We start from the raw sequence: 26,083 nt of genomic DNA on the forward strand, positions 1-26,083 counted from the left end.
CCCATGGCCGACACGGACGCGGTGGTCCGGCCCAGGAAGAAGGGGCTGACCCGGCGGCAGAAGCGCAGCCTGTCGCGCGGCGCGCAGTACGTCGTCTTCGTCGCCGCCGTGATCGCCTTCGCGGTCTCGGCGGACTGGGGCCGGCTGAAGAACCAGTTCGCGCAGGCGGACATCGCCGAGCAGATGTTCCCCGACGTCATCACGCTGGCGTTGAAGAACACCGTGCTCTACACCCTGTCCGGCTTCGCCGTCGGCCTGGTGCTCGGCATGGTGATCGCCCTGATGCGGCTGTCGTCGGTCGGCCCGTACCGCTGGTTCGCCGGTGTGTACATCGAGATCTTCCGCGGTCTGCCCGCCCTGCTGATCTTCATCTTCATCGGGGTCGCCGTCCCGCTGGCCTTCCCGGGCACGGAGATCGTCGGCGGCACCTACGGCAAGGTCGCCCTGGCGCTGGGCCTCGTCGCGGCGGCGTACATGGCGGAGACGATCCGCGCGGGCATCCAGGCCGTCCCCAAGGGGCAGATGGAGGCGGCCCGTTCGCTGGGGTTCTCGCCCGCCCGCGCGATGGTCTCGATCATCATCCCGCAGGCGTTCCGGATCATCCTCCCGCCGCTCACCAACGAACTCGTCCTCCTCTTCAAGGACTCCTCGCTGGTGCTGTTCCTCGGGGTCACCCTGGAGGAGCGCGAACTGTCCAAGTTCGGGCGGGACCTGGCCAGTACCACCGCCAACTCGACGCCGATCCTGGTCGCTGGCCTGTGCTACCTGCTGGTCACCATCCCGCTCGGCTTCGTCGTGCGCCGTATGGAGGCGAAGGCCCAGGAGGCCGTGAAATGACCGAGAAGACGCTGGGCGGACACGCCGAGATCCAGGTCCGCGGACTGCACAAGTCGTTCGGCGACAACGAGGTCCTCAAGGGCATCGACCTGGAGATCGGCCGCGGCGAGGTCGTCTGCGTCATCGGCCCGTCCGGCTCCGGCAAGTCGACCCTGCTGCGCTGTGTGAACCTCCTGGAGGAACCCACGAAGGGCCAGGTCTTCGTCGGCGGCACCGAACTGACGGACCCGGACGTCGACATCGACGCCGTACGCCGCCGTATCGGCATGGTGTTCCAGCAGTTCAACCTCTTCCCGCACCTCACGGTCACCGAGAACCTCACGCTCCCGCAGCGCCGGGTCCTCAGGCGAGGCAAGGCGGAGGCGGCGCGGGTGGCCGCCGAGAACCTGGAGCGGGTCGGTCTCGCCGAGAAGGCGGACGCCTACCCCTCCTCCCTCTCCGGCGGCCAGCAGCAGCGCGTGGCGATCGCCCGCTCCCTGTCCATGGGCCCCGAGGTCATGCTCTTCGACGAGCCGACGTCGGCACTGGACCCGGAACTGGTGGGCGACGTCCTGGCGGTGATGCGCAGGCTCGCGGAGGAGGGCATGACGATGATGGTCGTCACCCATGAGATGACCTTCGCCCGCGAGGTCGCCGACCGTGTCGTCTTCATGGACGGCGGAGTGATCGTCGAGGACGGCGCCCCCGCCCGGGTCATCGGCGCCCCCCGGCACGAGCGCACCCGCCACTTCCTGTCCCGTCTCCTCGACCCCGCGATGGCGGAGGTGGAGGAGGAGACGTCGGACCAGGTGGGCAGAAGCGACTGAAAAGGTTCGTTCGGCAGGTGCGGGCGGGTGGGGGCTTGTCGCGCCCACGCGGCGGAGCCGCATGTGTCACCGCCCCGCACCCCTGAAGGGACGGGCCTGCGGCCCGCCCTCCATGAAAAGCACGGGCGCAGCCCGGTCGCTTTCAGGGGCGCGGGGAACCACGCGAACGGCCCCCACCCACCCGCACCCCCCGACGGCGATCGACCCCTGACTAGGGTGCGGGTATGAACGAGCGTGCTGTGCTGCGTGTGAAGGGGCGGGTCCTCGTCGGGCCCGACGACGTCCGGGACGAGCTGTGGGTCGTGGACGGCCGTGTCTCCTACGACCGTCCCGCCGTCGCGCGGGACGTGCGGACCGTGGAGGGCTGGGCGCTGCCCGGTCTCGTCGACGCACACTGCCATGTCGGCCTCGGCGCGCACGGGCCGGTCGACGCCGGTACCGCGGAGAAGCAGGCCCTGACCGACCGCGACGCCGGTACTCTCCTGATCCGCGACGCCGGCTCCCCGTCCGACACCCGCTGGGTCGACGACCGCGACGACCTCCCGAAGATCATCCGCGCAGGCCGGCACATCGCCCGTACCCGCCGCTACATCCGTGGCTACGCCCACGAGATCGAGCCGGACGACCTCGTCGCGTACGTCGGCCGGGAGGCCCGGCGCGGTGACGGCTGGGTGAAGCTGGTCGGCGACTGGATCGACCGCGAGGTGGGCGACCTCGCGGCGTGCTGGCCGCGTGGCGCGGTCGAGGCGGCGATCGCCGAGGCCCACCGTCTGGGCGCCCGCGTCACGGCCCACTGCTTCGCCGAGTCCTCGCTGCGCGACCTCGTCGAGGCGGGCATCGACTGCGTCGAGCACGCCACGGGTCTCACCGACGAGCTGATCCCGCTGTTCGCCTCCCGCGGCGTCGCGATCGTCCCCACCCTGGTCAACATCGCCACGTTCCCGAAGCTCGCCGAGGGCGGCGAGGCCCGGTTCCCCGTGTGGTCCGCCCACATGAGGAACCTGTACGACCGCCGCTACGACACCGTCCGCAACGCCTACGACGCCGGGATCCCCGTCTTCGTCGGCACCGACGCCGGCGGCAGCCTCCCGCACGGCCTGGTCGCCGACGAGGTGGCCGAACTGGTCAAGGCAGGCATCCCCCCGCTCCGGGCCCTCGCCGCGACCACCTGGGACGCCCGAAGCTGGCTCGGCCGCCCCGGCCTGGAGGAGGGCGCCCCGGCGGACCTGGTCGTCTACGCCGAGGACCCCCGCGACGACGTCCGCGCACTGGCGGCACCCCTGCGGGTCGTGCTGAACGGCACGATCACCGCCTGACCCCCGCTTCCCCGGGAACGCCGGTCCGCCCGGCGGCGACGGCCGTCGGGCGGGCGTGCGCGGGACAGGACCTCAAGGGCAGTGCCCGAAGGGACAATTTCCGGGAACTCGCCCGCTCCCTAGGTTGGTTGCGCACCGCACGCCCGTCCCGAATGTTCCGTCCAGCACCAGGGAGGCATCCGTGCCCAACCGTTCCCCTCTCCTGCGCAGACTGTCGAACCTGGCGGTCGCGGGGGCCGCCATGCTCGCCGTCCTCGCCCCCGCCGGCGCCGCGTCCGCCAGCAGCGGCGCTCCCGTCGCCAAGAAGGCCGAGACGACGGCCGCCCAGCAGGACACGACGCCCGCGGCCGCCGTCAAGCTCCGCAAGCTCTACGACTGGCGCCTGCACGTCAAGCCCAACAACGCCAAGTACATCGGGCGGCCCTGGAAGCCCGCCGAGGCCATCCAGGAACTCAAGAAGTGCTTCAACTGCACGTTCCCGGTGAAGAACGCGCCGAAGAAGTACCCCAAGGAAGGCCAGCTGATCAAGCTGAAGGCCTGCGCGGCAGGTCCCTTCGGCTGCAAGAACGCGCCCGTCAAGTTCTACTCGAAGGGTGTGGCGAACGGCTGGTACTTCGTCGCGCAGAAGGGCCACTTCGACGGCGCAGGCTCCAAGGTGTACTTCCAGTTCTACAACGAGAAGAGCACCGGGTACCTGATGCTCCACGTCTGGGCCTACGTCGCCAAGCCGAGCGTGCCCGACGGCCTCAACAAGTCCTTCGCCCGCGGCAAGTGGCAGGACTTCAACCACAAGATGGGCGTGAAGCTCCACTGCAAGCACAGCTCGCAGTGCTGACCCGGTAGCCCCCGCCCCGCAGGATCCGCCGGCGGACCGTCGAGCCCCCTCCGCTCAACGGTCCGCCAGCGTCATCGCCTGGTCCAGCGCCTGGAGGAAGCTGTTGACCGTCGTACGGTCACGGACCGCCAGCCGCAGCCAGTTCTCGTCCAGGCCGGGGAAGGTGTCGCCCCGGCGCACCGCGAAGCCCAGGCTCCGCAGATGGCGGCGCACGGCCGGCGCGCGATCCAGGCTGACGAGGACGAACGGCCCCTCGGCGGGCTCGGCGACGGTCAGTCCGTCCGGGGCGAACTCCTTGAGCCCCGCCACCAGATGGGCCCGGTCGGCGGCGATACGGTACGCCGCGTCAGCTGCCTCCGCCAGCGCCCGCTCGGACACGCACGCCTCGGCCGCCGCGAGCGCCGGCGTCGACACCGGCCACAGCGGCTGCGCCCGCTCCAGTTCCTCGATCGTCTCCGGTGCGGCGAGGACATAGCCGATCCGCAGCCCGGCCAGGCCCCACGTCTTGGTGAGGCTGCGCAGCACCACCAGACCGGGCACGTCCGTCCGTCCGGCCAGCGCCTCCCGCTCGCCCGGCACCGCGTCCATGAACGCCTCGTCCACCACCAGCGTCCGCCCGGGCCGGGCCAGCCGGGTGATTGCCCCCGCCGGGTGCAGCACCGACGTCGGGTTGGTGGGATTGCCGACGACGACCAGGTCCGCGTCCTCGGGCACGGCCTCAGGGTCCAGTCGGAAGCCGTCCGACGCCCGCAGCAGCACCCGGTCCACGCTGTGCCCGGCGTCCCGCAGCGCCGCCTCCGGCTCCGTGAACTGAGGGTGCACCACGACCGGCCGACGGACCTTCAGAGCCCGCGCCAGCAGCACGAACGCCTCGGCGGCGCCCGCCGTGAGCAGCACCCGCTCGGCGGGCAGCCCGTGCCGGGCGGCCACCGCCGCCCGGGCGGACCGCCCGTCGGGGTAGGCGGCCAGCCCGGTCAGCGACCCGGCGATCCGCTCCCGCAGCCAGGCGGGCGGCGTGCCGGCCCGCACGTTCACGGCGAGGTCGGTGAGCCCCGCCCCGTCGTCCCGCACCTCGGCGTCACCGTGATGCCGCAGGTCGTGCCCCGCACGCCGGGAACCGCTCCGGTGTTCAGTGTGCATGGGAGTGCGTGTGTCCCCCGTGATGGTGGTGGCCGTGGTGGTGCCCGTCGTCGTCGGGGTGGAAGTGCGGCTGCTGCGGCATCCCCACCTTGTCCTCGAACCCGGGCAGGGCGATCCGGTAGACGCAGGAGTCGCAGTTCATCCGCAGATCGCCCTCCAGGGCCTCCCGGTAGCGCTCCATGACCAGATCGAGCAACTCCGGTTCCGGACCGATGACATCGGCCGACCGTACCTCGATCTCCGGGTGCGCGGCAGCCCAGCCCTCGGTCTGCTGCCGTACCCGGTCCGGCAGGATGCCGGTGAACAGGAAGTACGGCAGCACCACGATCCGCCTGGCACCGAGCCGCACGCACCGGTCGAGACCGCTCGGCACGTCCGGCGCCGCCAGCGACACGAACGCCGTCTCCACGCCCGCGTATCCGCGCCCCTCCCACAGCAGGCGGGCCGCCTTGAACACCTCGGCGTTGGCGTCCGGGTCGGTCGAGCCGCGCCCCACCAGCAGCACGGTCACATCGGCACGGTCCTCGGGGCTTCGGCCCGTACCGCCGAGCGCCTCGTCCAGCCGCCGCTCCAGCACGCTCAGCAGCGCCGGGTGCGGGCCGAGCGGACGGCCGTAGGTGTACGAGATCCCCGGGTGCCGCTCCTTCTCGCGGGCCAGAGCCGCCGGGATGTCGCCCTTGGCGTGCCCGGCGGACACCAGCATCAGCGGGACGGCGGCGAACCGCCGCACACCCCGCTCCACCAGGTCGGCCACGGCCTCGCCCAGCGGCGGCGGGGACAGCTCGATGAAGCCGCCCGCGACGGGCAGTTCGGGGTGGCGGCGCCCCAGTTCCCGGACGAAGTCGCGGAACGCCTCGGCTCCGGCATCGTCCCGGGTGCCATGACCGGCGATGAGCAGGGCGGGCGGCGGGGTGGTCACTATTTCTCCTCGGAGTCTCGAACGGGGTGGTACTGCGGGGCGACGGGCGCGGTGGCCGGCGCCGGCCCGCCCGTCACGGTCGCCTCGGTGTACGGGGCGGGCCGGTGGGCGGCCGGTCGCCGCAACGGCTCGGTCGGGTGGACCGAATGGTTCACTCGGCGCCCTCCGGGTTCTCCTGCCAGCGGTAGCCGCGCGGCGTCACCATGCGGCCCGCGATCTCACGGGTCGCCGTGTTGCCCACGGTCACCACGGTCATCATGTCGACCGTCGCCGGGTCGAGCGCGGCCAGGGTCGTCAACCGGTGCGACCCGTCCGGCCGCGAGGCGTTCCGCACGACCCCGACGGGCGTCGTCGGCTCACGGTGCCCGGCGAGGATGGCGAGGGCCTTCGGCAACTGCCAGTCCCGGCCCCGGCTGCGCGGGTTGTAGAACGTCACCACGATGTCGGCCTCGGCCGCCGCCCGCACCCGCCGCTCGATGACCTCCCACGGCGTGTGCAGGTCGGACAGGCTGATCGACACATGGTCGTGCCCGAGCGGTGCCCCGAGGATCGCGGCGGCGGCGAGCGCGGCGGTCACCCCGGGCACGCCGATCACGTCGATGTCGTCGGACGCCTCGGCGAGCGCGGGCGAGGCCATGGCGTACACCCCGGCGTCGCCGCTCCCGATCAGCGCCACGGCCTGCCCCCGGCGGGCCTCGGCCACGGCGGTCCGCGCCCGCTCCTCCTCCGCGCCCAGCCCGGACTCCAGGATCCGGGTGCCGGGCCGGAGCAGATCCCGGATCTGGTCGACGTACTGGTCCAGCCCGACGAGCACGGAGGCCCGCCGCAGTTCGGCCTTCGCGCGCGGCGTCAGCAGGTCCCGGGCGCCCGGTCCGAGCCCCACCACCGCGAGCCGCCCCCGCGCCGGCCGCCGTACGACGGCACAGGTCGCCATCGCGGGCCTGCCGTCCGCCCGCTCCGACTTCCGCTTGGGGACGAGGAGTTCACCCCCGCCGACGAGTGCCGCGGCCTCCGCGACGGAGGGGGTGCCCACGGCGGCGAGCGGCGCGTCCGACGGGTTCGGCACCTCGACGGCGGCCAACTCCTCGGCGGAGTGGGTGACCAGCGGGACACCGAGGCGCGTGGCGGCCTCGACGAGACCGGGTTCGTCGGCCTTGGCGTCGACGGTGGCGAGCTCGGCGAGGGACCGGGGGGAGAGGCCGGCGTCCCGCAGGGCGCTCTCGATCAGGCCCAGCACCTCGTCGACGGGGGCGCCCTTGGACGCCCCGACGCCCACCACGAGGGACGGCGGGCGGAGCACCACCCGTGCGTCACCGGCAGGGTGACCGTCGGCGTCGAGCACCCGGTCGGTCACCACGATCGCCGGTCCTCCGCGCTCGGCCTGCGCGTCCGGCGCCGGGCGCCGCACGTTCGACGGGAGCGGGGGCAGGGGCCAGGCGATCTCCAGGTCCAGCTCCACGGACTCACCGTCGAGCAGGGCCCGGGAGACCCCGGCCACATCCCCCTCGACCGGCAACCCGAGCGTGTCCAGGCCGGGCACCCCGACCGCGTCGGTGGCCGTGGTCACGACCGGCTCGGCGCCGAGCACCTCGGCCACCTCGACGGCGAGCGCGTTGGCGCCCCCCGCGTGCCCGCCGACCAGCGACACGGCGAACCGCCCGCCCTCGTCGACGCACACGACACCCGGATCGGTGCCCTTGTCCGCCAGCAGCGGCGCGATCAGCCGCACCACGGCCCCCGTGGCGAGGAAGCACACCACCTGCTCGCACTCGCCGAACGCGCGCTCCACGGCGTCCCGTACGGGCCCCTCGTACACACGGGTCCGCTCGGGCCACGCCGAGGCGAGCCGCTGGGCGGCAACGGCCCCCGCGGCGGTCGCGGAGATCAGGCCGATCACCTGTCAACTCCTTCACAGTGCGCCGGGGGCCTCACGCCCCACAGCAGGAAAACGGGATTGGTCGCCGCGAGCCGGGTCACGTCCCCCGGCAGCGGCGCGAGCCGGGACGCCTGCAACAGGACGCCGTCACAGGTCAGCCCGGCCGCGACGAGCGCCTCGCGGGCCGCCGGGACCCGGTCGAGCGCGGCCATGGCGACCACCACGGTCCGCCGGGCGCGCCGCGCGCACGCGGTCACGATCGCGGGCAGTTCGCGCCCCCCGCCGCCGATGAACACGGAGTCGGGGTCGTCCGGGAGCCCGGCCAGCGCGTCCGGCGCGGCCCCGTGCACCACGTGCACGTCGACGCCGTGCGCGGCGGCGTTGGCGCGGACTCGCTCGGCACCGTCCGCCGTCCGCTCGACGGCGGTGACGGCCGCGCCGAGCCGCGCGCACTCCACGGCCACCGAGCCGGAGCCCGCGCCGACGTCCCAGACGAGGTCGCCGAGACGGGGGCCGAGCCGGGCCAGCGCGAGGGCCCGCACCTCGAACTTGGTGATCATCGAGTCGCGGTGCGCGAACGCGCCCTCGTCCAGCGCCCAGCCGTCCGGAGCGGCCGGGGCCCCGGCGACGGTCCGCACGGCGGACACGGCGTGCGTCTCGTCCAGACACAGCACGACGCTGACCTCGGCACCCCAGTCGCGCGCGGCGGCCTCGGCCGGTGTCACCCGCTCCACCCGCTCACGCTCCGGGTCGCCCAGCGCGGACGCCACCACCAGGGTCCGCCGGCTGTCCAGCAGCCCCGCCCCCAGCTCGGCGGGCCCGCTGCCGGGCCCGGTCAGCACCGCCGTCTTCGGGCGGGCCCGGCACACGTTCAGCGCGGTCCGCAGCGCACGCCCGTGGGCGCTCACCACGACCGCGTCGTCCCAGGGCAGCCCCAGCCGGGCGAACGCGGTGGCCACCGAGGACACCCCCGGCCGGACGTCCAGCTCACCGGCGCCGAAGCGTTCGGCGAGCGCCCGCACGATCCCGAAGAACCCCGGGTCACCGGAGGCCAGGACGACCACCCGCCGGTCCCGGTACTTCTCGATCACCTGGAGGGCGGGCGCCAGCGGCCCGAGGACGACCTGCTCGGCCGTCGCCGGGAGCGGGGCCGCCGCCAGATGCCGGCGGCCGCCCACGACGAGCGCCGCCCCGGCCAGGACGGCCTCGGCGTCCGGGGGGAGGGGCGCCCCCGTACCCGTACCGATGACGGTGATCACGGCGTGCCGCCCCTGCCGCGCGCCTCCCGCAGCGCCTTGCGCGCCTCGGGGTCGGCCTTGCGGTACCCGTGGAAGTGACCGGGGTGGTACAGGTGCGAGCGGGTGCCCTGCGCGCCGAGGGCCGGGCCCACCAGGAACAGGGTGTGCTTCCAGAGCTTGTGCTCCTTGACGGTCTCCTCCAGCGTCTCGATGGTGCACCGCACGACCAGCTCCTCCGGCCAGGTCGCCTGGTAGGCGATGACCACCGGGGTACCGGTCGGATAGCCGCCCTCCAGCAGCTCCCGCACCAACTGGCCGCTGCGCGCGGCCGACAGGAAGATCGCCATCGTGGTGCCGTGCCGCGCGAACTCCCGTACCTCCTCACCCGGCGGCATGGGCGTCTTGCCCCCGCCGAGCCGGGTCAGGATCACCGACTGCGCGACCTCCGGGATCGTCAGCTCCCGCTGGGCGAGCGCGGCGACGGCGGAGAACGACGACACGCCCGGCACGACCTCGGTCGCGATGCCCAGCGCGCGGCACCGGTCGAGCTGCTCCTGGGTGCCGCCCCACAGCGCCGGGTCACCGGAGTGGATCCGGGCGACCTTCAGCCCCTCCGCGAGGGCGCGCTCGTACACGGCGACGACGTCCTCCAGGGACATGGCGGCCGAGTCGAGGATCTCCGCCTCCGCGCGGGCGTGGTCCAGCACCTCGGCCTGCACCAGGCTGGCCGCCCAGATCACGACGTCCGCCTCCGCGATCGCCCGTGCGGCCCGGAACGTCAGCAGATCGGCGGCGCCGGGCCCGGCACCGACGAAGGTCACCTTGCCGGTGGGGGCTTCGGCCATGGAAGTCATCGTTCCTCTCTCAAAGGCTGTACGGGACGCGAAGGCGGTACGGGGCGCGAAGGCGGTACGGGGCGCGAAGGCTGTACGGGGCGCGCGGGCAGTCCGCCGCGCACGGGTGATGCGGGGCGGTGCCCCTTCGGGCCCGGGCCCAAGGGGGCGTCGTTGGCGGGTGCGGGTGAGTGGGGGCTTGTCGCGCAGTTCCCCGCGCCCCTGGAAAAGCAGGGGCCTGCGGCCCCGTGCTTCTCCGATGAAGGCCGGGCCGAAGGCCCGAAGCCTTCAGGGGCGCGGGGCGGTGACACATGCGGCTCCGCCGCGTGGGCGCGAACGGCCCCCACCCACCCGCACGCGCCGAACAAACGCCCCTTCGGGCCCGGGCCCGCCGGAGCGGTGCCGGGCCCCGGAACCCGGCTGGGGTCTCGGGGCGCCGCACCGAAGAGGCCGCGCTCTTCCGGTAGCAAGGACCCATGGCGGTGTTCGTGGCGCTCGGCGCGTTCCTCATGACGCTCATCGGCGGCTGGACGGCCGGGCACGTCACCGACCGCCGTCACCTGGTGCTGGGCCTGGCCGGCGGACTGATGCTGGGCGTGGTCGGCCTCGACCTGCTCCCGGAGGCCCTGGAGGCCGCCGGGGACGAGGTGTTCGGCGTACCGGCGGCGCTGCTGCTGTTCGTGGCCGGATTCCTCGCGGCCCACCTGGTGGAACGCCTGCTGGCGGCCCGTCAGGCGGCGCACGGCGCGGAGGAGAACGACGGGCGCACCCCGCAGGTCGGTCTCACGGCGGCCGCCGCGATGGTCGGCCACAGCGCCATGGACGGCGTCGCCATCGGCGCCGCCTTCCAGGTCGGCGAGGGCATGGGCCTCGCCGTGGCGCTCGCGGTGATCGCCCACGACTTCGCCGACGGCTTCAACACGTACACACTGACGAGCGTGTACGGCAACGCCCGCCGCCGGGCGATCACCATGCTCGTCGCGGACGCGGTGGCGCCGGTCCTGGGCGCCGCCTCCACGCTGCTGGTCACGATCCCCGAGGGCCCGCTCGGCTGCTACCTCGGCTTCTTCGGCGGCGCCCTGCTGTACCTGGCCGCCGCCGAGATCCTCCCCGAGGCCCATCACACGCACCCGGCGCGCTCCACACTGCTGTGCACGATCGCCGGGGCGGCGTTCATCTGGGTGGTGGTCGGCGTGGCCGAGTGAGCGACCGGACCCGAGGGCTCCGCTCACAGCTTGCCGCCGCGCCCGCCGTCGCGCGGGGCGGGCGCGATCAACGTGGACAGATACGGTAGGGGGCCGCCGTCGAGCGCGTCGGCGGCCTGGATGGACTCCTCGGGAAGGCCCAGCGCGGACCCCCACACGGCGTCGTGGAGCCGCCCGGTCTCCCGCAGCGCCTCGACGACGGCCTGCGCCTGCCGCCCGAACTTGTAGGCCACCACGGTCCCCGGCCCGCCGAGGGCGTCCTTCAGCACGGCCGACCCCGCCGTCACGGGCACCAGCGTCAGCGGCTCCGTCCCCTCCGTCAGCACGGCACCGGAGCGCGCGGCGAGGTCCTGCATCGCGGTGATCCCGGGCACCGTCTCGATGACGGTCCCCGGCACCAGCTCGCCGATGGTGTGGGCGAGATAGGTGAACGTCGAGTACACGTTGGGGTCGCCGATGGTGGCGAACGCCACGGCGGAGTGCGCCTTCAGCAGCTCGGCGACCCGCTCACCGGCCGCGTCCCAGGCGGCCTCGCGCCGCCCCCGGTCGGTCCGCTCGTTGAGCGCGAACACCACCCGGACGATCTTCTCCGCGCCCACGTAGTGCAGCACGGTCGCCTCGGCGCGCCCCCGCTCCCCGGTGTCCATGACGGGCACGACGACGACATCGGCGTCCCGCAGCGCGTTGACGCCCTTGACGGTCACCAGCTCCGGGTCACCGGGGCCGACCCCCACTCCGATCAGCCTGCTGCTCATGACGTCCGGCACCTCTCCACGAACCGACGGGCGACACCGGGCTCGGACGCCCAGTGCGTGTGCAGATAGCTCGCGTGCACACCGCGCTGTACAAAACCTTCGACCCGCCGCTGAGCGCCGCGGATCCCCCACGCGGGAGCGGCCCCGGCGCCCGGTTCGACGACCGTCCGGTGGAACTCGTGCCCCCGCATCCGCGTCCCCGCGGGCGCCAGCACGCTGTCACCGAGGGCCACGGCGTCCCGGTACCCGAGCGTCAGCCGCGCGTCCATCCGGGCCGTGGCGTCGAGCACCCCGCACATGGGCCGCCCGTCCAGCTCCCGGCACAGATACAGCAGCCCCGCGCACTCGGCCGCCACGGGCGCCCCGCCCAGCGCCAGTTCGGCGACCTCCTTGCGCAGCGCCTCGTTGGCGGACAGCTCGGCGCCGTACACCTCGGGGAACCCGCCCCCGACGACCAGCCCCCGGGTCCCCTCGGGCAGTTGTTCGTCCCGCAGCGGATCGAAGGTCACGACTTCGGCCCCGGCGGCAGTGAGCAGCTCGGCCTGCTCGGCATAGGAGAAGGTGAACGCGGGCCCGCCGGCGACGGCGACGACCGGGGCCGAGGACGGGACGGGCGGGGCCGAGGACGGGACGGGCGGGAGCGGCGGGGGCGAGGAAGCCAGGGCCTCCGCCGCGTCCCACGCCGGGCCCGGCAGCGCCCCCGCGCTCCGCGCCAGCGCCACCAACGCCTCCAGGTCGCATCCGGCGGCCACCTGCGCGGCCATCTCCGCGACCGCCTCCACGGCCTCCGCCCGCCGCTCGGCGACCGGCACCAGCCCCAGATGGCGGGACGGCGTGTCCACGCGGGCCACCCGCCGCAGCACACCGAGCACCGGCACCCCGGCCGAGTCGAGCGCCTCCCGCAGCAGTTCCTCGTGCCGGTCGGAGCCGACCTTGTTGAGGATCACGCCCCCGACCCGCACCTCGGGGTCCCAGGACGCGAACCCGTGCACCAGCGCCGCCACCGACCGCGACTGCGACGACGCGTCGACGACCAGCACCACCGGCGCCCGCAGCAGCTTGGCCACATGCGCGGTGGACGCCAGCTCCCCCTCGCCGGCGGCCCCGTCGTACATCCCCATCACGCCCTCGACGACGGCGAGGTCGCACCCCCGCGCCCCATGGGCGAACAGCGGCGCGATCAGCTCCGGCCCGCACAGGTACGCGTCGAGGTTGCGCCCCACCCGCCCGCTCGCGAGCGCGTGGTAGCCGGGGTCGATGTAGTCCGGCCCCACCTTGTGCGGGGACACGGTGAGCCCCCGCGCGGTGAGCGCGGCCATCAACCCCGTGGCGACGGTGGTCTTGCCGCTGCCCGAGGAGGGCGCGGCGACGACCAGCCGGGGGACGGACGACGAGGAGTTCACGACGACATCACCACTCGATGCCCCGCTGGCCCTTCTGGCCCGCGTCCATGGGGTGCTTCACCTTCGACATGTCGGTCACGAGGTCCGCGAAGTCGACCAGCTTCTCCGGCGCGTTCCGCCCGGTGATGACCACGTGCTGCGTCCCCGGCCGGTCGCGCAGCACGGCGATGACCTCGTCGGTGTCGACCCACCCCCAGTGCATGGGGTACGCGAACTCGTCGAGCACGTAGAGCTTGTACGTCTCGGCCGCCAGGTCCCGCTTGACCTGCTCCCAGCCCTCGCGGGCCTTCTCCTCGTTGTCCATCTGCGCGTCCCGCTGGACCCAGGACCAGCCCTCGCCCATCTTGTGCCAGTCGACGGAGCCGCCCTCACCGCTGGCGCCCAGCACCCGCAGCGCGTTCTCCTCGCCGACCTTCCACTTCGCCGACTTGACGAACTGGAACACCCCGATCGGCCAGCCCTGGTTCCAGGCCCGCAGTGCCAGCCCGAACGCGGCGGTGGACTTGCCCTTCCCGATGCCGGTGTGCACGACGACGAGCGGCCGGTTGCGCCGCTGCCGTGTCGTCAGCCCGTCGTCCGGCACCACACTCGGCTGTCCCTGCGGCATTACGCGGCCCTCCTCGAAGTCCCCTGCACATCCCTGACCAGACCGGCGATGGAGTCCGCCCGCAACTCGTCCAGCGTCACGGCCGTACCGCCCAGCTCACCCGCGAGCTGCCCGGCCAGCCCCAGCCGCACCGGCCCCGACTCGCAGTCCACCACCACGGAGGCGACGCCCTCGGCCGCGAACAGCCGGGCCGCCCGCCCCGCCAGCGCCACCTGCTCCGTCCCACCCGCCGCCCGGCCACCACCCCGGCCGGAGGCGCTTCGCGCCGCCCCTCCATCCGTCGCCCGCCCGTCGGTCACCACCACGACCAGCGCGCGCCGCGCCGGGTCCCGCAGCCGCTCCACGCGCAGCACCTCGTGGGCCCGCAGCAACCCGGCGGCGAGCGGCGTCCGCCCACCGGTGGGCAGCGACTCCAGCCGGGCCGCCGCCGCGTCCACCGACGACGTCGGAGGCAGCGCCACCTCCGCCGCCGATCCCCGGAACGTCACCAGCCCCACCTTGTCCCGCCGCTGGTACGCGTCCAGCAGCAGCGACAGCACGGCGCCCTTCACGGCGCTCATCCGCTGCCGCGCCGCCATCGACCCGGAGGCATCCACCACGAACAGCACGAGGTTCCCCTCACGCCCCTCACGGGTCGCCTGCCGCAGATCGTCACGCCGGACGACGAGCCCCGGCCCGGACCGCCCGCGCGCCCGCTGGTGCGGCGCGGCGGCCTGCACGGTGGCCGCCAGGTGCAGCTTGGTGAGCGTTCCGCGCGGTCGGCGCGCCCCGGTGGTGCGCCCGTGCTCGGTCCGGGCCCGCGAACGCCGCCCGGCGGCGCCCTCACCGAGCCCCGGCACGCTCAGCACCTTCGTCCGGAACGGCTCGGCGGCCCGTACGGCGGACTGCTCGCCCGCACCCGCCCCGGACGGCTGCGGCTCCCCGCCCTCCCCGGCCTCGGGCCGTGCGCCGGTCTCCCCGCCCTGCGGCCCCTCCGGGTCCGACGACGGCGGCTGCCCGCCACCGCCGGGCCCGTCCGGGCCGGGGTCCGGGTCCGGGTCCTCGTCCTCGGACGACCCGCCGAACTCCTCCAGCGTCTCGTCGAGCTTGTCCTCGTCCAGGCCCGGCGCGTCGAACGGGTTGCGGCGCCGCCGGTGCGGCAGCGCGAGCAGCGCCGCCTGCCGCACGTCCTCCGCGAGCACGTCGGTCCGCCCGGCCCAGGCGGCCAGCGCGGTCGCCGTCCGGGCCATGACGATGTCGGCCCGCATACCGTCGACCTCGAACGCGGCGCAGGTCGCCGCGATCTGCCGGAGCGCCCCGTCGCCCAGCCGCACCTGCGGCAGCAACTCCCGTGCGGCGATGATCCGTTGCCGTATCGCCGCCTCCTCGTCCGCCCAGCGGGCCGCGAATCCGGCCGGGTCGTCGTCGTAGGCGAGCCGCCGCCGGACGACCTCCACCCGCTGGTCGGGCTCCCGCGAGGCGGCCACCTCGACGGTCAGCCCGAACCGGTCGAGGAGCTGCGGCCGCAGCTCGCCCTCTTCGGGGTTCATGGTCCCGACGAGCAGGAACTTCGAAGCGTGCCGCACGGAGACGCCCTCGCGCTCCACGTACGAGGCGCCCATGGCCGCCGCGTCGAGGAGGAGGTCGACCAAGTGGTCGTGCAGCAGGTTCACTTCGTCGACGTAGAGGATCCCCCGGTGCGCGTCGGCGAGGAGCCCTGGCTCGAACGCCTTCACGCCCTCCGAGAGCGCCCGCTCGATGTCGAGGGCACCGACGAGCCGGTCCTCGGAGGCACCGACGGGCAGCTCGACCATCCGGGAGGGACGGGTGGTGCCCGGCCCCGGCTCGTGCGGCCCGTCCGGGCACGCCGCGTCCGGCTTCGCGGGGTCGCACGAGAAGCGGCACCCGGCGACGACGTCCACCTCCGGCAGCAGCGCCGACAGCGCCCGCACGGCGGTGCTCTTCGCGGTGCCCTTCTCGCCGCGCACCAGCACCCCGCCGACGGCCGGGGACACGGCGTTCAGCAGCAGCGCGAGCCGCAGGTCGTCCTGGCCGACGACGGCCGTGAACGGAAAGGGAGTACTCACGCGGCGATCACTCCTTCGAGTGCTTCAGGACCCAGGTGCGGGCGCCGCAGCTGCCCAGCTGTCACGGTCAAGGCATGCTCCCCGCTGACGCGGGGGTGGTCCGAAGTCAAACCCGTGGGCACTGCGCGGGATGACGTGCTCCCCGCCGACGCGGGGGTTCGGAGGGGCCTCATGCGTCTCCCTCCAGATCGCCCTCGAGTTCGAGGTAGGTCGCGCGGAGCCGTTCGAGGGTCTCCTGGTCCGGCTCCGCCCAGAGGCCACGGTCTGCCGCCTCAAGGAGTCGCTCGGTGATGCCCCTGAGCGCCCAAGGGTTGGACTTGCGCATGAAGTCCCTGTTCTCCGCGTCGAAGACGTACTCCGCGCTGAGTTTCTCGTACATCCAGTCGTCGACCACGCCCGCCGTGGCGTCGTAGCCGAAGAGGTAGTCGACGGTCGCCGCCATCTCGAAGGCGCCCTTGTAGCCGTGGCGCCGCATGGCCGCCATCCAGCGCGGGTTGACCACACGGGCGCGGAACACCCGGTGCGTCTCCTCGCCGAGGGTGCGCGTCTTCACCTGGTCCGGTGTCGCCGAGTCGCCCACGTACGCCTCGGGGGAGGCGCCCGTCAGATGGCGGACCATGGCGACCATGCCGCCGTGGTACTGGAAGTAGTCGTCGGCATCCGCGATGTCATGCTCTCTCGTGTCGACGTTCTTCGCCGCCACCGCGATCCGCTTGAACGCCGTCTCCATGTCCCCGCGCGCCGCCCGCCCGTCGAGGCCGCGCCCGTACGCGTAGCCGCCCCAGACGGCGTACACCTCGGCGAGGTCGGCGTCGGAGCGCCAGTTCCGGGCGTCGATCAGCGGCAGCAGCCCGGCGCCGTACGCGCCCGGCTTGGAGCCGAAGACCCGGGCCGTGGCCCGCCGCCGGTCGCCGTGCTCGGCGGTGTCCTCGTCGGCGTGCGCCTTCACGAAGTTCTGCTCGGCCGGCTCGTCCAGCTCGGCCACGGCCCGCACCGCGTCGTCGATCAGTCCGACGACGTGCGGGAACGCGTCCCGGAAGAACCCGGAGATCCGCACCGTGACGTCGATGCGCGGCCGCCCCAGCTCCGCGAGCGGCACGACCTCGAACCCGGTGACGCGGCGCGAGGCGTCGTCCCACACCGGCCGGCAGCCCAGCAGCGCCAGGATCTCGGCGATGTCGTCGCCCTGGGTGCGCATCGCGGACGTGCCCCACACCGTGAGGCCGACGGACTTCGGGTACTCCCCGGTGTCGGCCAGGTACCGCTGCACCAGTGAGTCGGCGAGCGACTGCCCGACCTCCCAGCTGAGCCGGGACGGGATGGCCTTGGGGTCGACGGAGTAGAAGTTGCGGCCGGTCGGCAGCACGTTGACCAGGCCGCGCGTCGGCGAACCGGAGGGACCCGCCGGGACGTAACCGCCGTCGAGGGCCTTGAGGATGTGCCCGATCTCGTCGGTGGTGCGGGCGAGCCGCGGCACGACCTCCCTGCACGCGAACTCCAGCACCGCGACGGCGTCCGGCAGTTCGGTGCCGAGCACACCGCGCACGAGCGCCGGGACCACGGTGACGTCCCAGTCCCGTGCCTCCATGCCCTCCGCGACCCGCCGGCACAGCTGCTCCAGGAGGTCGATGGCGTCGGCGGCGGTACGGGAAGGGCCCTCCACCAGGTCGCTCAGCTCGACCGGCACCTTCACCGGCGCGCCGGGCTCCGCCAGCAACTCCTTCTCGACCAGGCCGAAGTGGGTCGCCAGCGCCGCCCGCAGGCCCGGCAGCGCGTTCGCCTGCCCGCCCCACACCTGCGAGGCGCGCAGCACGGCCAGCACCAGGTTGACGCGCGGCTCACCGACCGGGCCGCCGCCGAGGATGTGCAGACCGTCGCGGATCTGCACGTCCTTGATCTCGCAGAGGTAGCCGTCGATGTGCATGACGAACTCGTCGAAGTCGTCGTCGCCCGGCTGCTCGTCCACATGCAGGTCGTGGTGGAGCTCGGCGGCCTTCACCAGCGTCCAGATCTGCGCCCGCACGGCCGGCGCCTTCGCCGGGTCGAGGTCGGACACCAGCGCGTACTCGTCGAGCAGCTGCTCCAGCTTCGCCAGGTCGCCGTAGGTGTCGGCGCGCGCCATCGGCGGTACGAGGTGGTCGACGACGGTGGCGTGCCCGCGCCGCTTGGCCTGCGTGCCCTCGCCGGGGTCGTTGACGATGAACGGGTAGACGAGCGGGAGATCACCGAGCACGGCGTCCGGGGCGCAGCCCCCGCTCAGCCCGAGGCCCTTGCCCGGCAGCCACTCCATGGTGCCGTGCTTGCCCATGTGCACGATCGCGTCGGCACCGAAACTGTTCTCCAGCCACCGGTAGGCGGCCATGTAGTGGTGCGACGGCGGCATGTCCGGGTCGTGGTAGATCGCGATGGGGTTCTCCCCGAAGCCGCGCGGCGGCTGGATCATCACGACGACGTTCCCGAACTGGAGGGAGGCGAGCACGATGTCGTCCCCGTCCACGTACAGCGAACCCGGCGGCTCGCCCCACGCCTCCAGCATGCCGTCCCGCAGCTCCGGGTCCAGCTTGTCGAACCAGGCCCGGTAGTCGGCGAGCGGCACCCGCGCGGGCGCGGAGGCCAGCTGCTCCTCCGTCAGCCACTCCACGTCGTGGCCGCCGGCCTCGATGAGCCGGTGGATCAGCTCGTCGCCGTTGTCGGGGTACGCGGTGACCCCGTACCCGGCCGCCTTGAGGGCGTCGAGGACCCGCACCGCCGAGGCGGGCGTGTCGAGGCCCACCGCGTTGCCGACGCGCGAGTGCTTGGTCGGGTAGGCGGTGAAGACCAGCGCGAGCTTCTTCTCCGCGTTCGGCTTGTGCTTCAACGCCGCGTGCCGCACGGCGATCCCGGCGACGCGCGCGGCCCGCTCGGGGTCGGCGACGTACACCGGCACGTCGTCCGGCCCCTGCTCCTTGAACGAGAACGGCACCGTGATGAGCCGTCCGTCGAACTCGGGGATCGCGACCTGCATCGCCGCGTCCATGGGGGAGAGGGCGGCGTCCGACTCGTCCCACGCGGCGTGCGACGACGTCAGGCACAGGCCCTGGAGGACGGGGACGTTCAGCTCGGCGAGCGCGCCGATGTCCCACGCCTCCTCGTCGCCGCCGGCCGACGCCTCGGAGGCGTGCGTACCGCCGGCGGCGAGGACGGTGGCGACCAGCGCGTCCGCCCCCGCGAGCAGCTCGTACAGCCCCGCGTCGGCGCCGCGCAGCGAACCGCAGTACACGGGCAGCGCGTTGGCGCCCTTGGTCTCGATCGCGTCGCACAGCGTGTCGACGAACGCGGTGTTGCCGCTCAGTTCGTGCGCCCGGTAGAAGAGCACCCCGACCGTGGGCCGCCCCTCGACGAGCGGACGCTCCCCGTGCAGCCCGTACTCGGGCATCTTCCGCGGTTCGACGAACCCCTCGCCGGTCAGCAGCACGGTGTCGGAGAGGAACCGGGCCAGCTCGGTGAGGTTGTCGGGCCCGCCCTCCACGAGGTACTTGAGCGCCTCCGCGACCACACCGGCCGGCACCGACGACTCGGCCATCAGCTCGGCGTCCGGCACGGCCTCACCGCCGAGCAGCACGGTCGGGATCCCGGCGGCCTTCAGCGCGGCGAGCCCGTCCTCCCAGGCCCGCTTGCCGCCCAGCAGCCGTACGACGGCGATGTCCGCGCCGTCGAGGAGAGCGGGCAGCTCGTCCCCCACGTCGACGCGGGTCGGGTTGCCGATCCGGTACGAGGCTCCGGAGGCGGCCCGGGCCGCCAGCAGATCCGTGTCGGCGGTCGACAACAACAACACAGTGCCAGTGCTCATGCGGGCGCTCCCGGTGGAATGAAAGGCAGTCCTTGCGGCGCGCCCGACTCGATGAGCCGCCACAGCGCGTCGGTGTCCGCGTGTTCCTCGATCAGATCGCCGAGCCGGTCCAGCTGCTCCTCGCGCAGCGCGGCGAACGACGTGTCGGCGGCCGGCACGAAACGACGGCCCGCGGCGGCCGCCACCTCGCGCAGGAAGGCCCGCCGGAACCCGTCCGACTCCAGCGAGCCGTGCCAGTGCGTGCCCCAGGTCTGGCCGACCCGGCAGCCGTCCAGGAACGGTTCGCCCCCGTTGATCTCGGCGACCCCGTGATGGATCTCGTACCCCGTGACGTGCTCCCCGAGGGCCTCGTCCTCAGGCCGGGTGAGGGTCTTCTCCCGCGCGAACCGCACCCGTACGGGCAGGATTCCGAGCCCGTCCACCTGTCCCCGGCGGCTCTCGATGTCGTCCTCGATGTGCTCGCCGAGGACCTGGAAGCCGCCGCAGATGCCGAGCACGGGCCGGTGCTCGGCGGCCCTGCTCCGCAGGGCGTCGGCCAGGCCCCGCTCGTGCAGCCAGTCCAGCGCCCGTACGGTGCCCCGGGTGCCGGGGACGACGACGAGATCCGCGTCGGCCAGCTCCTCGGGCCGGTCCACGAACCGCACCACGACGCCGGGTTCGGCGGCGAGCGCGTCCACGTCGGTGAAGTTCGACATGAGGGGGATCGCGCAGACGGCGACCCGCAGCACGTCCTCCCCGACGGGCGGCGACACGTTCGACTCGCGGACCGTCCCGCGCAGGGACACGCGCAGGCCGTCCTCCTCGTCGATGCCGAGACCGTGCCGGAACGGCAGCACCCCGTACGTCCGACGCCCCGTCAGCCCGTGCAGCATGTCGAGCCCCGGCTCCAGCAGGGAGACGTCCCCGCGGAACTTGTTGACGAGGAACCCGGCGATGTGCGCCTGGTCCTCGGGCGACAGCAGCGCCACCGTCCCGAAGAACGAGGCGAACACACCACCGCGGTCGATGTCGCCGACGACGAGCACGGGGAGCCCGGCGTTGCGGGCGATCCCCATGTTGACAATGTCGGTCCGCCGGAGATTGATCTCGGCGGGACTCCCGGCCCCTTCACAGATCACCGCGTCATACGTGCCCCGCAACTCGGCAAGACAGTCGAGCACGGTGCCCAGCAGCCGCTGCTGCCGTCCCCCGTGGTAGCCCCGCGCGCTCAACTCCCCGACCGGCTTGCCGAGCAGCACGACCTGGCTGCTCTGCTCCCCGCCGGGCTTGAGCAGCACCGGGTTCATCAGCGCCGTCGGCTCCACCCGGCAGGCCTGTGCCTGCATGGCCTGGGCCCGCCCGATCTCGGCGCCCTCCCGCGTCACGAACGAGTTGAGGGACATGTTCTGCGCCTTGAACGGCGCGACCTTGACGCCCTGTCGGACCAGCCACCGGCAGATCCCGGCGGTGACGACGCTCTTGCCTGCGTCGGAGGTGGTGCCGGCGACCAGCAGTCCGCCGCCCGTCATGACGCCCCCTTCGACCGCCGGCCGCGACCCTTGGTCAACTCCTGTGCCGGGCCCCGCGCGACGCGGCCCCGCAGCAGTGACGCGCCCGCGCTGACGCCGAGCGCGAGCCAGTTCACGCGCCGCGACAGCCGCACGGCCCGCTCGATGTCCCCCACGGTGACGGCCCGCCCTTCCGTGTTCAGCACAGGCCGGTGCTCGACCCGCCCTCCGTACGACAAGGTGCCTCCCAGCCGGACGCCGAGCGCCCCGGCGAACGACGCCTCCACGGGCCCCGCGTTGGGGCTCGGATGCTTCCCCGCGTCCGCCCGCCAGGCCCGTACGGCCCCTCGGGCGTCCCCGCCGGCCGCGGCGGCCAGCAGGGCGGTGAGCCGGGCCCCCGGCCACCCCGCCACGTCGTCGAGGCGGGCGGACGCCCACCCGAACCGCCGATGACGGGGAGACTTGTGCCCGACCATGGCGTCCAGCGTGTTGACGGCGCGGAACCCGAGCAGGCCGGGCACACCGCCCAACGCGCCCCACACCAGCGCCCCGACCACGGCGTCCGAGGTGTTCTCGGCGACGGACTCGACCACGGCGCGCGCGATCCCGTCCGCGTCCAGCGCCTGCGGGTCCCGTCCGCACAGATGAGGCAGCCGGTCCCGCGCGGCCTCGATGTCCCCGGCCTCCAACGCCCGCCCGACGGTGCGGGCCTCCCGCGCGAGGGAGGTGCCCCCGACGACGGCCCAGATGGCCGCGCCGGTCAGCGCGACGGACGCCGCACGGGACGGCCGTGCCGCAGCCGCGGCCACCGCCCCCAGCGCCACAGCGCCTCCGGCGCACACCACGGTGTGCAGCGCGCCCCACCCCCGGTGGTCCCGCCACAACACCCGCTCCACGGCGCCCGCGGCCCGTCCGAACACGGCGACGGGATGCCCCCGGCGGGGATCGCCGAGCAGCAGGTCACCGAGGAGTCCGGCGGTGGCGCCGTACGCGAAGACGCGATCGGCACGCACGCGTTCAGCCGATCGCGGGGTCGGGCAAGGACCGGATGCTGAGTCTCACATGGCAGCCGCGCATGGCGATATGTCCTCACTCAGGGTGTCCACGCCCTGGTTCGACGAGACCGACGACGAGAGTTCCTGGCTCCCGGGGAAGGTTCTTCCCCGGTGACAGTGGCGGGACCGCGCCGGACTCGCACCGGCTTCCTCTCCTGCCGTCGTGGATGGCCCCGGCAGTCCACCACGGCCCCGGAAGACCCGTCAACTTGCTGTTGACCTGCGGCGCAGCGGTGTGCTGAGCCCCACATCGCTGAAACGGCGTCAGTCGCCCGAATCGGCGCTTTGCGTGCTCTTTCCCGGCACCCGGGCCCCGTGTGTGCTCGAACAGGTATCAGAACGCTCTGCACTTCTTCCGTCACACGGCGTGCTGTGGTTTTCTGGCGGGGCTGGGGACCCGGGAGCGGACGGCTCGTGAAGACCCGTCCGGGGGACGGGAGGTGCACGCGATGGAGGACCGGACCGAGAGGGCCGCGCGGGCGAGCACGGGAGCGTCGTGGGACCGGCGGACGCTGGTGACGGCCGCCGCCCCGCTGGTGCTGTTCAGCACGGTGGCGGGGGTGCTCGCCGTCGGCGTCGGCGCCCTCGCCGCGCTGTGGGTGCCGGGGACGGAGGCGCGGGCCGTCGTCTGGATGGCGGTGACGACCCTCGTCGCCACGGGAGCGGGCCTCTGGTGGGGCCTGAACCCCGGTCACCGGACGCCGTGAACGAAGACGACGAGCCCCCTGCGCCGGGGTGACCGGCACAGGGGGCTCGTGGTGGTGTCGGGTGGGTGTGGTCTCAGGCCATGATCAGGTAGATGCCGTAGCCCACCGCCGCCGCGCACGCCGCGAAGCAGGCGTACGCCGCTGTCGTGGCGAGGGCGGCCGAGCCGCCGGAGGCGGTCGCCGTCTCCCGCTTGGAGAGGCCGACGATCCCCAGGGTGAACAGGCCGACGAGGGCCACGGTGACCACGAGGCTGACTCCGAAGACGGAGCCGAGTGCTGCCCAGTCGATGTGCATGGTGGTGTCTTCCTAGGGGCGCCGGCTCAGACGGCCGGTGTGGGGGCGGAGGGGCCGGTCGGGGTCTCGGCGCCGGCCGTCGCGGCCGCGGGGGCCGGGATCGTCGCCGCGAGTTCCTCGGCCACGGCGGCGGTCGGCGGCGGGGTCACCGCGGCGATGGCCGTGGTCACCACGCCGGGGGGCTCCTCGGCGTCGTTCACATTGGTGTGGTCGACCACCTCACGGCGCGAGATCACCCAGATCGCGGCGCTGGAGGCGATGAGGAAGACCGCGACGACGGCCGTGCCCCACGTGCCGTGGGACGTCACCCACTCGGCGAGCGCGGCGACGAGCGCCGCGGCCGGCAGGGTCAGGCCCCACGCCACGAACATCCGGGTGGCGGTGGACCAGCGCACCACGCCGCCCTTGCGGCCCAGGCCCGCGCCCATGACCGCACCGGAGACCGAGTGCGTGGTGGAGAGGGAGAAGCCCAGGTGCGAGGAGGCCAGGATGACCGTCGCCGCGCTGGTCTGGGCGGCGAAGCCCTGCTGCGGCTGGAGGTCGGTCAGGCCCTTGCCCATGGTGCGGATGATGCGCCAGCCGCCCAGGTAGGTGCCGAGAGCGATGGCCATACCGGCGGAGACGATGACCCAGACCGGCGGGTCGGAGTCCGGCGCGAGAGCGCCGCCGGCGACCAGGGCCAGGGTGATGATGCCCATCGTCTTCTGGGCGTCGTTCGTGCCGTGGGCCAGCGAGACCAGACCGGCGGAGGCGATCTGACCGGCGCGGTAGCCCTTGCCTGCGGCCTTCTCGCTCGTGTGCTGCCCGAGCTTGTACGTCAACCGCGTCGCGAACATCGCCGCGATGCCGGCGACCAGCGGGGCCGCGACGGCGGGGATCAGCACCTTGGTGACGAGCACGTCCCCGTGCACGGCGCCCGTGCCGACCGAGGCGATCGTGGCACCGATCAGGCCGCCCATCAGGGCGTGCGAGGAGCTGGAGGGGAGCCCCACCAGCCAGGTCAGCAGGTTCCAGAGGATGGCGCCCACGAGCGCCGCGAAGATGACCTCTGGCTGGATCCCGGACTCGTCGACGAGCCCCTTGGAAATGGTGTTGGCGACCTCGATGGAAAGGAACGCGCCGACAAGGTTGAGCACGGCGGACATGGCCACCGCGACCTTGGGCTTCATGGCGCCGGTCGAGATGGTGGTGGCCATCGCGTTGGCGGTGTCGTGGAAACCGTTCGTAAAATCGAACGCGAGCGCGGTGATGACCACGATCGCGAGGATCAGCGAGAAGTTTTCCATTTACCCGAGCTTCTTTTGGATGTCAGTGGCATCTGGACCGTAGGCAACCTGGGTGAACGGAAGATGAACTCGGGAGTACCGATGGGTGTAGCGATCGGGTTGTCGAGGTTCCGTTTGTGTCGACGGAGCCGTTCTCGGGCGGGCCGACCGCGCGCCTTCCCCGATTCCCTCGAACTGAAACGGAGCCGGGGCCTCCGAGCGTGATCCGTGTCAACGCACGATGAACGCCCGCGGCCACGTGCCGCGGACCCGGTGAACGGATTCCGGTCACGGGGCGGGACCCGGCTCCCTCCACTTGTCGTACGGGTTGTATGCGAAGCCGAGCCGGGCGGGCCTCCTGGCAGGATCGCGGCATGGCTGAGCAGAGGTGGAACACGCGGGGCCCGCTGGACGCGGGTGGGGATCCACGGCATACGGAGGGCGGGCCGCCCGAGGCGGCTGCCGACGACATCGCGCGGGCCTGGGACGAGCTGGTCGCCACGGCCCGCAGGACCGTGGCCGACGGTCTGGTCGTGGGCACGTCCGGCAATGTCTCCGTACGCGTCGGCCACACCGTCCTGGTCACCCCGACGGGCGTCCCCTACGACCGCCTCACCCCCGATGACGTGACCGGCGTCGACCTCGCGGGCCGCCAGACCCTGGGCACCCTCCGGCCGACGAGCGAACTGCCCATGCACCTGGCGATCCACACCATGACCGACGCCCGCGCCGTGGTCCACACCCACGCCGTCCACGCGACCGCCGTCTCGACCCTCGTCGGCGAGCTGCCCCTGATCCACTACATGTCCGGCGCCCTCGGCGGACCGGTCCGCGTCGCCCCCTACGCGACCTACGGCACCCCCGAGCTGGCCGACAACATGCTCCGCGCCCTGACGGGACGCACGGCCTGTCTCCTCCAGAACCACGGCACCATCGCCTACGGACGGAGCCTCTCCGAAGCCTTCGACCGCACCGCCCAGCTCGAATGGATGTGCAGGGTCTGGCTGACGGCCTCCTCGGTGCCCGGCCTGAGCCCGCGCCTGCTCACCCCGGACCAGGTGGCGGAGGCGGGGGAGCGGCTGCGGGGATACGGCCAGCCGAGGTAGCGGCGGGGCCCCGGAGCATCCGGCCGGCCACCACCCCGCCGGATGCTCCGGTGTCCCGCCCACTGGCCGCGGACGGGGTCGGCCAGGACACTGGATGCGTGCGTGCAGTGAGAGCAGCAGCCGCGGCCGTCGGGGTCGCGTTCGCGGCCGGGGCGGCCAGTGTCGCCGCCGGCCGACTGGCCAGCGATGCCGCGCTGAAGACCACACCGGGCAGACCACTGCCCACGGAGCCCCGGCTGACCGTGCACTCCACCGCGGCCGGCCGGATCACCCTGACCAGGGCCTTCGCCTCCCAGCGCCCCGGCATCCACGGCCTCACCGGCGCCGGCGCCCACGCGGTCGTCGGCTCCGTCGTGAACAGCGTGCCGCACGCCCCCGACACGGTCGTGCGCCGCCTGGAACGCGTCAGCGAAGGCACCCTGGAACCGGGCGACAAGGTGTGGTTCACCCCCAACACCCACATCGGCGACCCACGCACCGCACTCGGCCTCGACCACACCGAC

22 protein-coding genes and 1 riboswitch are annotated in these 26,083 nt (G+C 73.5%); of the genes, 8 read left to right on the forward strand and 14 right to left on the reverse strand.

The window, feature by feature from the left end; all coding sequences use genetic code 11:
- The first annotated feature begins 3 nt into the window (after nucleotides 1–3).
- From M8J73_RS22410 to M8J73_RS22425, 4 genes are all read left to right on the forward strand, one after another.
- Nucleotides 4–837: an amino acid ABC transporter permease gene (locus M8J73_RS22410; RefSeq protein WP_055541972.1), complete on the forward strand. Its 834-nt coding sequence runs from the start codon at nucleotides 4–6 to the stop codon at nucleotides 835–837.
- The gene (locus M8J73_RS22415) at nucleotides 834–1,643 is read left to right on the forward strand and encodes an amino acid ABC transporter ATP-binding protein (protein ID WP_055541971.1); all 810 of its coding nucleotides are present in this window, start codon (nucleotides 834–836) and stop codon (nucleotides 1,641–1,643) included. The genes M8J73_RS22410 and M8J73_RS22415 overlap by 4 nt, the downstream gene beginning before the upstream one ends.
- Before the next feature lie 224 nt (nucleotides 1,644–1,867).
- Nucleotides 1,868–2,959 carry an amidohydrolase family protein gene (locus M8J73_RS22420; RefSeq protein ID WP_249828976.1) on the forward strand — a complete coding sequence of 364 codons (1,092 nt, stop codon included), beginning with the start codon at nucleotides 1,868–1,870 and terminating at the stop codon, nucleotides 2,957–2,959.
- Nucleotides 2,960–3,140: 181 nt separating this feature from the next.
- Nucleotides 3,141–3,794 (forward strand): hypothetical protein, encoded by a 654-nt coding sequence (locus M8J73_RS22425; protein ID WP_055538234.1) that lies wholly within the window; start codon nucleotides 3,141–3,143, stop codon nucleotides 3,792–3,794.
- A 54-nt stretch (nucleotides 3,795–3,848) separates the two neighbouring features.
- On the opposite strand, the gene cobC is transcribed toward M8J73_RS22425, so the two are convergent.
- The 5 genes from cobC to cobM form a co-directional block, all read right to left on the reverse strand.
- Nucleotides 3,849–4,934, reverse strand: a complete 1,086-nt coding sequence (cobC, locus tag M8J73_RS22430) for an Rv2231c family histidinol phosphate aminotransferase CobC (RefSeq protein WP_055538235.1) — start codon at nucleotides 4,932–4,934, stop codon at nucleotides 3,849–3,851.
- Nucleotides 4,924–5,853 (reverse strand): sirohydrochlorin chelatase, encoded by a 930-nt coding sequence (locus tag M8J73_RS22435; RefSeq protein WP_055538236.1) that lies wholly within the window; start codon nucleotides 5,851–5,853, stop codon nucleotides 4,924–4,926. The genes cobC and M8J73_RS22435 overlap by 11 nt, the downstream gene beginning before the upstream one ends.
- Nucleotides 5,854–6,004: 151 nt before the next feature.
- Nucleotides 6,005–7,750, reverse strand: a complete 1,746-nt coding sequence (gene cobJ, locus M8J73_RS22440) for a precorrin-3B C(17)-methyltransferase (protein ID WP_055538237.1) — start codon at nucleotides 7,748–7,750, stop codon at nucleotides 6,005–6,007.
- On the reverse strand, nucleotides 7,747–8,988 hold the full coding sequence (locus tag M8J73_RS22445) for a bifunctional cobalt-precorrin-7 (C(5))-methyltransferase/cobalt-precorrin-6B (C(15))-methyltransferase (protein WP_055538238.1): 1,242 nt from the start codon (nucleotides 8,986–8,988) through the stop codon (nucleotides 7,747–7,749). The genes cobJ and M8J73_RS22445 overlap by 4 nt, the downstream gene beginning before the upstream one ends.
- A complete protein-coding gene (gene cobM / locus M8J73_RS22450) occupies nucleotides 8,985–9,812 on the reverse strand; it encodes a precorrin-4 C(11)-methyltransferase (RefSeq protein ID WP_055538239.1) in 828 nt (275 codons plus the stop codon). Before cobM ends, M8J73_RS22445 begins: the two co-directional genes overlap by 4 nt.
- Nucleotides 9,813–10,276: 464 nt before the next feature.
- Between cobM and M8J73_RS22455 the strand changes: the two genes are divergently transcribed.
- Complete coding sequence (locus M8J73_RS22455) at nucleotides 10,277–11,005, forward strand: ZIP family metal transporter (protein WP_055540804.1); 729 nt, start codon at nucleotides 10,277–10,279, stop codon at nucleotides 11,003–11,005.
- Between the two features lie 23 nt (nucleotides 11,006–11,028).
- On the opposite strand, the gene cobI is transcribed toward M8J73_RS22455, so the two are convergent.
- From cobI to M8J73_RS22490, 7 genes are all read right to left on the reverse strand, one after another.
- Entirely contained in the window at nucleotides 11,029–11,760 is a 732-nt protein-coding gene (gene cobI, locus M8J73_RS22460) for a precorrin-2 C(20)-methyltransferase (protein ID WP_249828977.1), read from the reverse strand.
- Nucleotides 11,757–13,163: a cobyrinic acid a,c-diamide synthase CobB gene (locus M8J73_RS22465; RefSeq protein ID WP_249828978.1), complete on the reverse strand. Its 1,407-nt coding sequence runs from the start codon at nucleotides 13,161–13,163 to the stop codon at nucleotides 11,757–11,759. The genes cobI and M8J73_RS22465 overlap by 4 nt, the downstream gene beginning before the upstream one ends.
- Before the next feature lie 7 nt (nucleotides 13,164–13,170).
- Entirely contained in the window at nucleotides 13,171–13,770 is a 600-nt protein-coding gene (gene cobO / locus M8J73_RS22470; protein WP_059197257.1) for a cob(I)yrinic acid a,c-diamide adenosyltransferase, read from the reverse strand.
- A complete protein-coding gene (locus M8J73_RS22475) occupies nucleotides 13,770–15,836 on the reverse strand; it encodes a putative cobaltochelatase (RefSeq protein ID WP_249828979.1) in 2,067 nt (688 codons plus the stop codon). The genes cobO and M8J73_RS22475 overlap by 1 nt, the downstream gene beginning before the upstream one ends.
- A 169-nt stretch (nucleotides 15,837–16,005) precedes the next feature.
- Nucleotides 16,006–19,665, reverse strand: a complete 3,660-nt coding sequence (cobN, locus tag M8J73_RS22480) for a cobaltochelatase subunit CobN (protein ID WP_055540272.1) — start codon at nucleotides 19,663–19,665, stop codon at nucleotides 16,006–16,008.
- Nucleotides 19,662–21,173, reverse strand: coding sequence for a cobyric acid synthase (locus M8J73_RS22485; protein ID WP_055540273.1), 1,512 nt, complete (start codon nucleotides 21,171–21,173; stop codon nucleotides 19,662–19,664). The genes cobN and M8J73_RS22485 overlap by 4 nt, the downstream gene beginning before the upstream one ends.
- Nucleotides 21,170–22,165: a cobalamin biosynthesis protein gene (locus M8J73_RS22490; protein ID WP_055540274.1), complete on the reverse strand. Its 996-nt coding sequence runs from the start codon at nucleotides 22,163–22,165 to the stop codon at nucleotides 21,170–21,172. Before M8J73_RS22490 ends, M8J73_RS22485 begins: the two co-directional genes overlap by 4 nt.
- A gap of 100 nt (nucleotides 22,166–22,265) precedes the next feature.
- A riboswitch (cobalamin riboswitch) is annotated at nucleotides 22,266–22,408 on the reverse strand.
- Nucleotides 22,409–22,656: 248 nt separating this feature from the next.
- Here M8J73_RS22490 and M8J73_RS22495 point away from each other — a divergent pair.
- The gene (locus M8J73_RS22495; RefSeq protein WP_249828980.1) at nucleotides 22,657–22,914 is read left to right on the forward strand and encodes a hypothetical protein; all 258 of its coding nucleotides are present in this window, start codon (nucleotides 22,657–22,659) and stop codon (nucleotides 22,912–22,914) included.
- 73 nt (nucleotides 22,915–22,987) lie between these two features.
- Here M8J73_RS22495 and M8J73_RS22500 read toward each other — a convergent pair whose 3' ends face one another.
- On the reverse strand, nucleotides 22,988–23,209 hold the full coding sequence (locus M8J73_RS22500; RefSeq protein WP_055716385.1) for a hypothetical protein: 222 nt from the start codon (nucleotides 23,207–23,209) through the stop codon (nucleotides 22,988–22,990).
- Nucleotides 23,210–23,235: 26 nt separating this feature from the next.
- Nucleotides 23,236–24,495: an inorganic phosphate transporter gene (locus M8J73_RS22505; protein ID WP_249828981.1), complete on the reverse strand. Its 1,260-nt coding sequence runs from the start codon at nucleotides 24,493–24,495 to the stop codon at nucleotides 23,236–23,238.
- A gap of 353 nt (nucleotides 24,496–24,848) precedes the next feature.
- Here M8J73_RS22505 and M8J73_RS22510 point away from each other — a divergent pair, with 353 nt between their 5' ends.
- Both M8J73_RS22510 and M8J73_RS22515 read left to right on the forward strand, forming a co-directional pair.
- Nucleotides 24,849–25,580, forward strand: a complete 732-nt coding sequence (locus M8J73_RS22510; RefSeq protein ID WP_055542734.1) for a class II aldolase/adducin family protein — start codon at nucleotides 24,849–24,851, stop codon at nucleotides 25,578–25,580.
- Between the two features lie 98 nt (nucleotides 25,581–25,678).
- A partial coding sequence (locus tag M8J73_RS22515) for a DUF8805 domain-containing protein (protein ID WP_505016641.1) occupies nucleotides 25,679–26,083 on the forward strand: 405 nt, incomplete at its 3' end.

This window comes from Streptomyces neyagawaensis (assembly GCF_023516595.1).
In the GTDB taxonomy this organism is placed as follows: domain Bacteria; phylum Actinomycetota; class Actinomycetes; order Streptomycetales; family Streptomycetaceae; genus Streptomyces; species Streptomyces neyagawaensis.

Excerpts from the sequence above, each read along its gene's own strand:
- M8J73_RS22410 (WP_055541972.1), top strand. The coding sequence starts at position 4 with ATGGCCGACACGGACGCGGTGGTCCGGCCCAGGAAGAAGGGGCTGACC.
- cobC (WP_055538235.1), bottom strand. The coding sequence starts at position 4,934 with ATGCACACTGAACACCGGAGCGGTTCCCGGCGTGCGGGGCACGACCTG.
- cobN (WP_055540272.1), bottom strand. The coding sequence starts at position 19,665 with ATGAGCACTGGCACTGTGTTGTTGTTGTCGACCGCCGACACGGATCTG.
- M8J73_RS22505 (WP_249828981.1), bottom strand. The coding sequence starts at position 24,495 with ATGGAAAACTTCTCGCTGATCCTCGCGATCGTGGTCATCACCGCGCTC.
- M8J73_RS22420 (WP_249828976.1), top strand. The coding sequence starts at position 1,868 with ATGAACGAGCGTGCTGTGCTGCGTGTGAAGGGGCGGGTCCTCGTCGGG.
- cobM (WP_055538239.1), bottom strand. The coding sequence starts at position 9,812 with ATGGCCGAAGCCCCCACCGGCAAGGTGACCTTCGTCGGTGCCGGGCCC.
- M8J73_RS22495 (WP_249828980.1), top strand. The coding sequence starts at position 22,657 with ATGGAGGACCGGACCGAGAGGGCCGCGCGGGCGAGCACGGGAGCGTCG.
- M8J73_RS22455 (WP_055540804.1), top strand. The coding sequence starts at position 10,277 with ATGGCGGTGTTCGTGGCGCTCGGCGCGTTCCTCATGACGCTCATCGGC.
- M8J73_RS22500 (WP_055716385.1), bottom strand. The coding sequence starts at position 23,209 with ATGCACATCGACTGGGCAGCACTCGGCTCCGTCTTCGGAGTCAGCCTC.
- cobO (WP_059197257.1), bottom strand. The coding sequence starts at position 13,770 with ATGCCGCAGGGACAGCCGAGTGTGGTGCCGGACGACGGGCTGACGACA.
- M8J73_RS22485 (WP_055540273.1), bottom strand. The coding sequence starts at position 21,173 with ATGACGGGCGGCGGACTGCTGGTCGCCGGCACCACCTCCGACGCAGGC.
- M8J73_RS22415 (WP_055541971.1), top strand. The coding sequence starts at position 834 with ATGACCGAGAAGACGCTGGGCGGACACGCCGAGATCCAGGTCCGCGGA.
- M8J73_RS22510 (WP_055542734.1), top strand. The coding sequence starts at position 24,849 with ATGGCTGAGCAGAGGTGGAACACGCGGGGCCCGCTGGACGCGGGTGGG.
- cobI (WP_249828977.1), bottom strand. The coding sequence starts at position 11,760 with ATGAGCAGCAGGCTGATCGGAGTGGGGGTCGGCCCCGGTGACCCGGAG.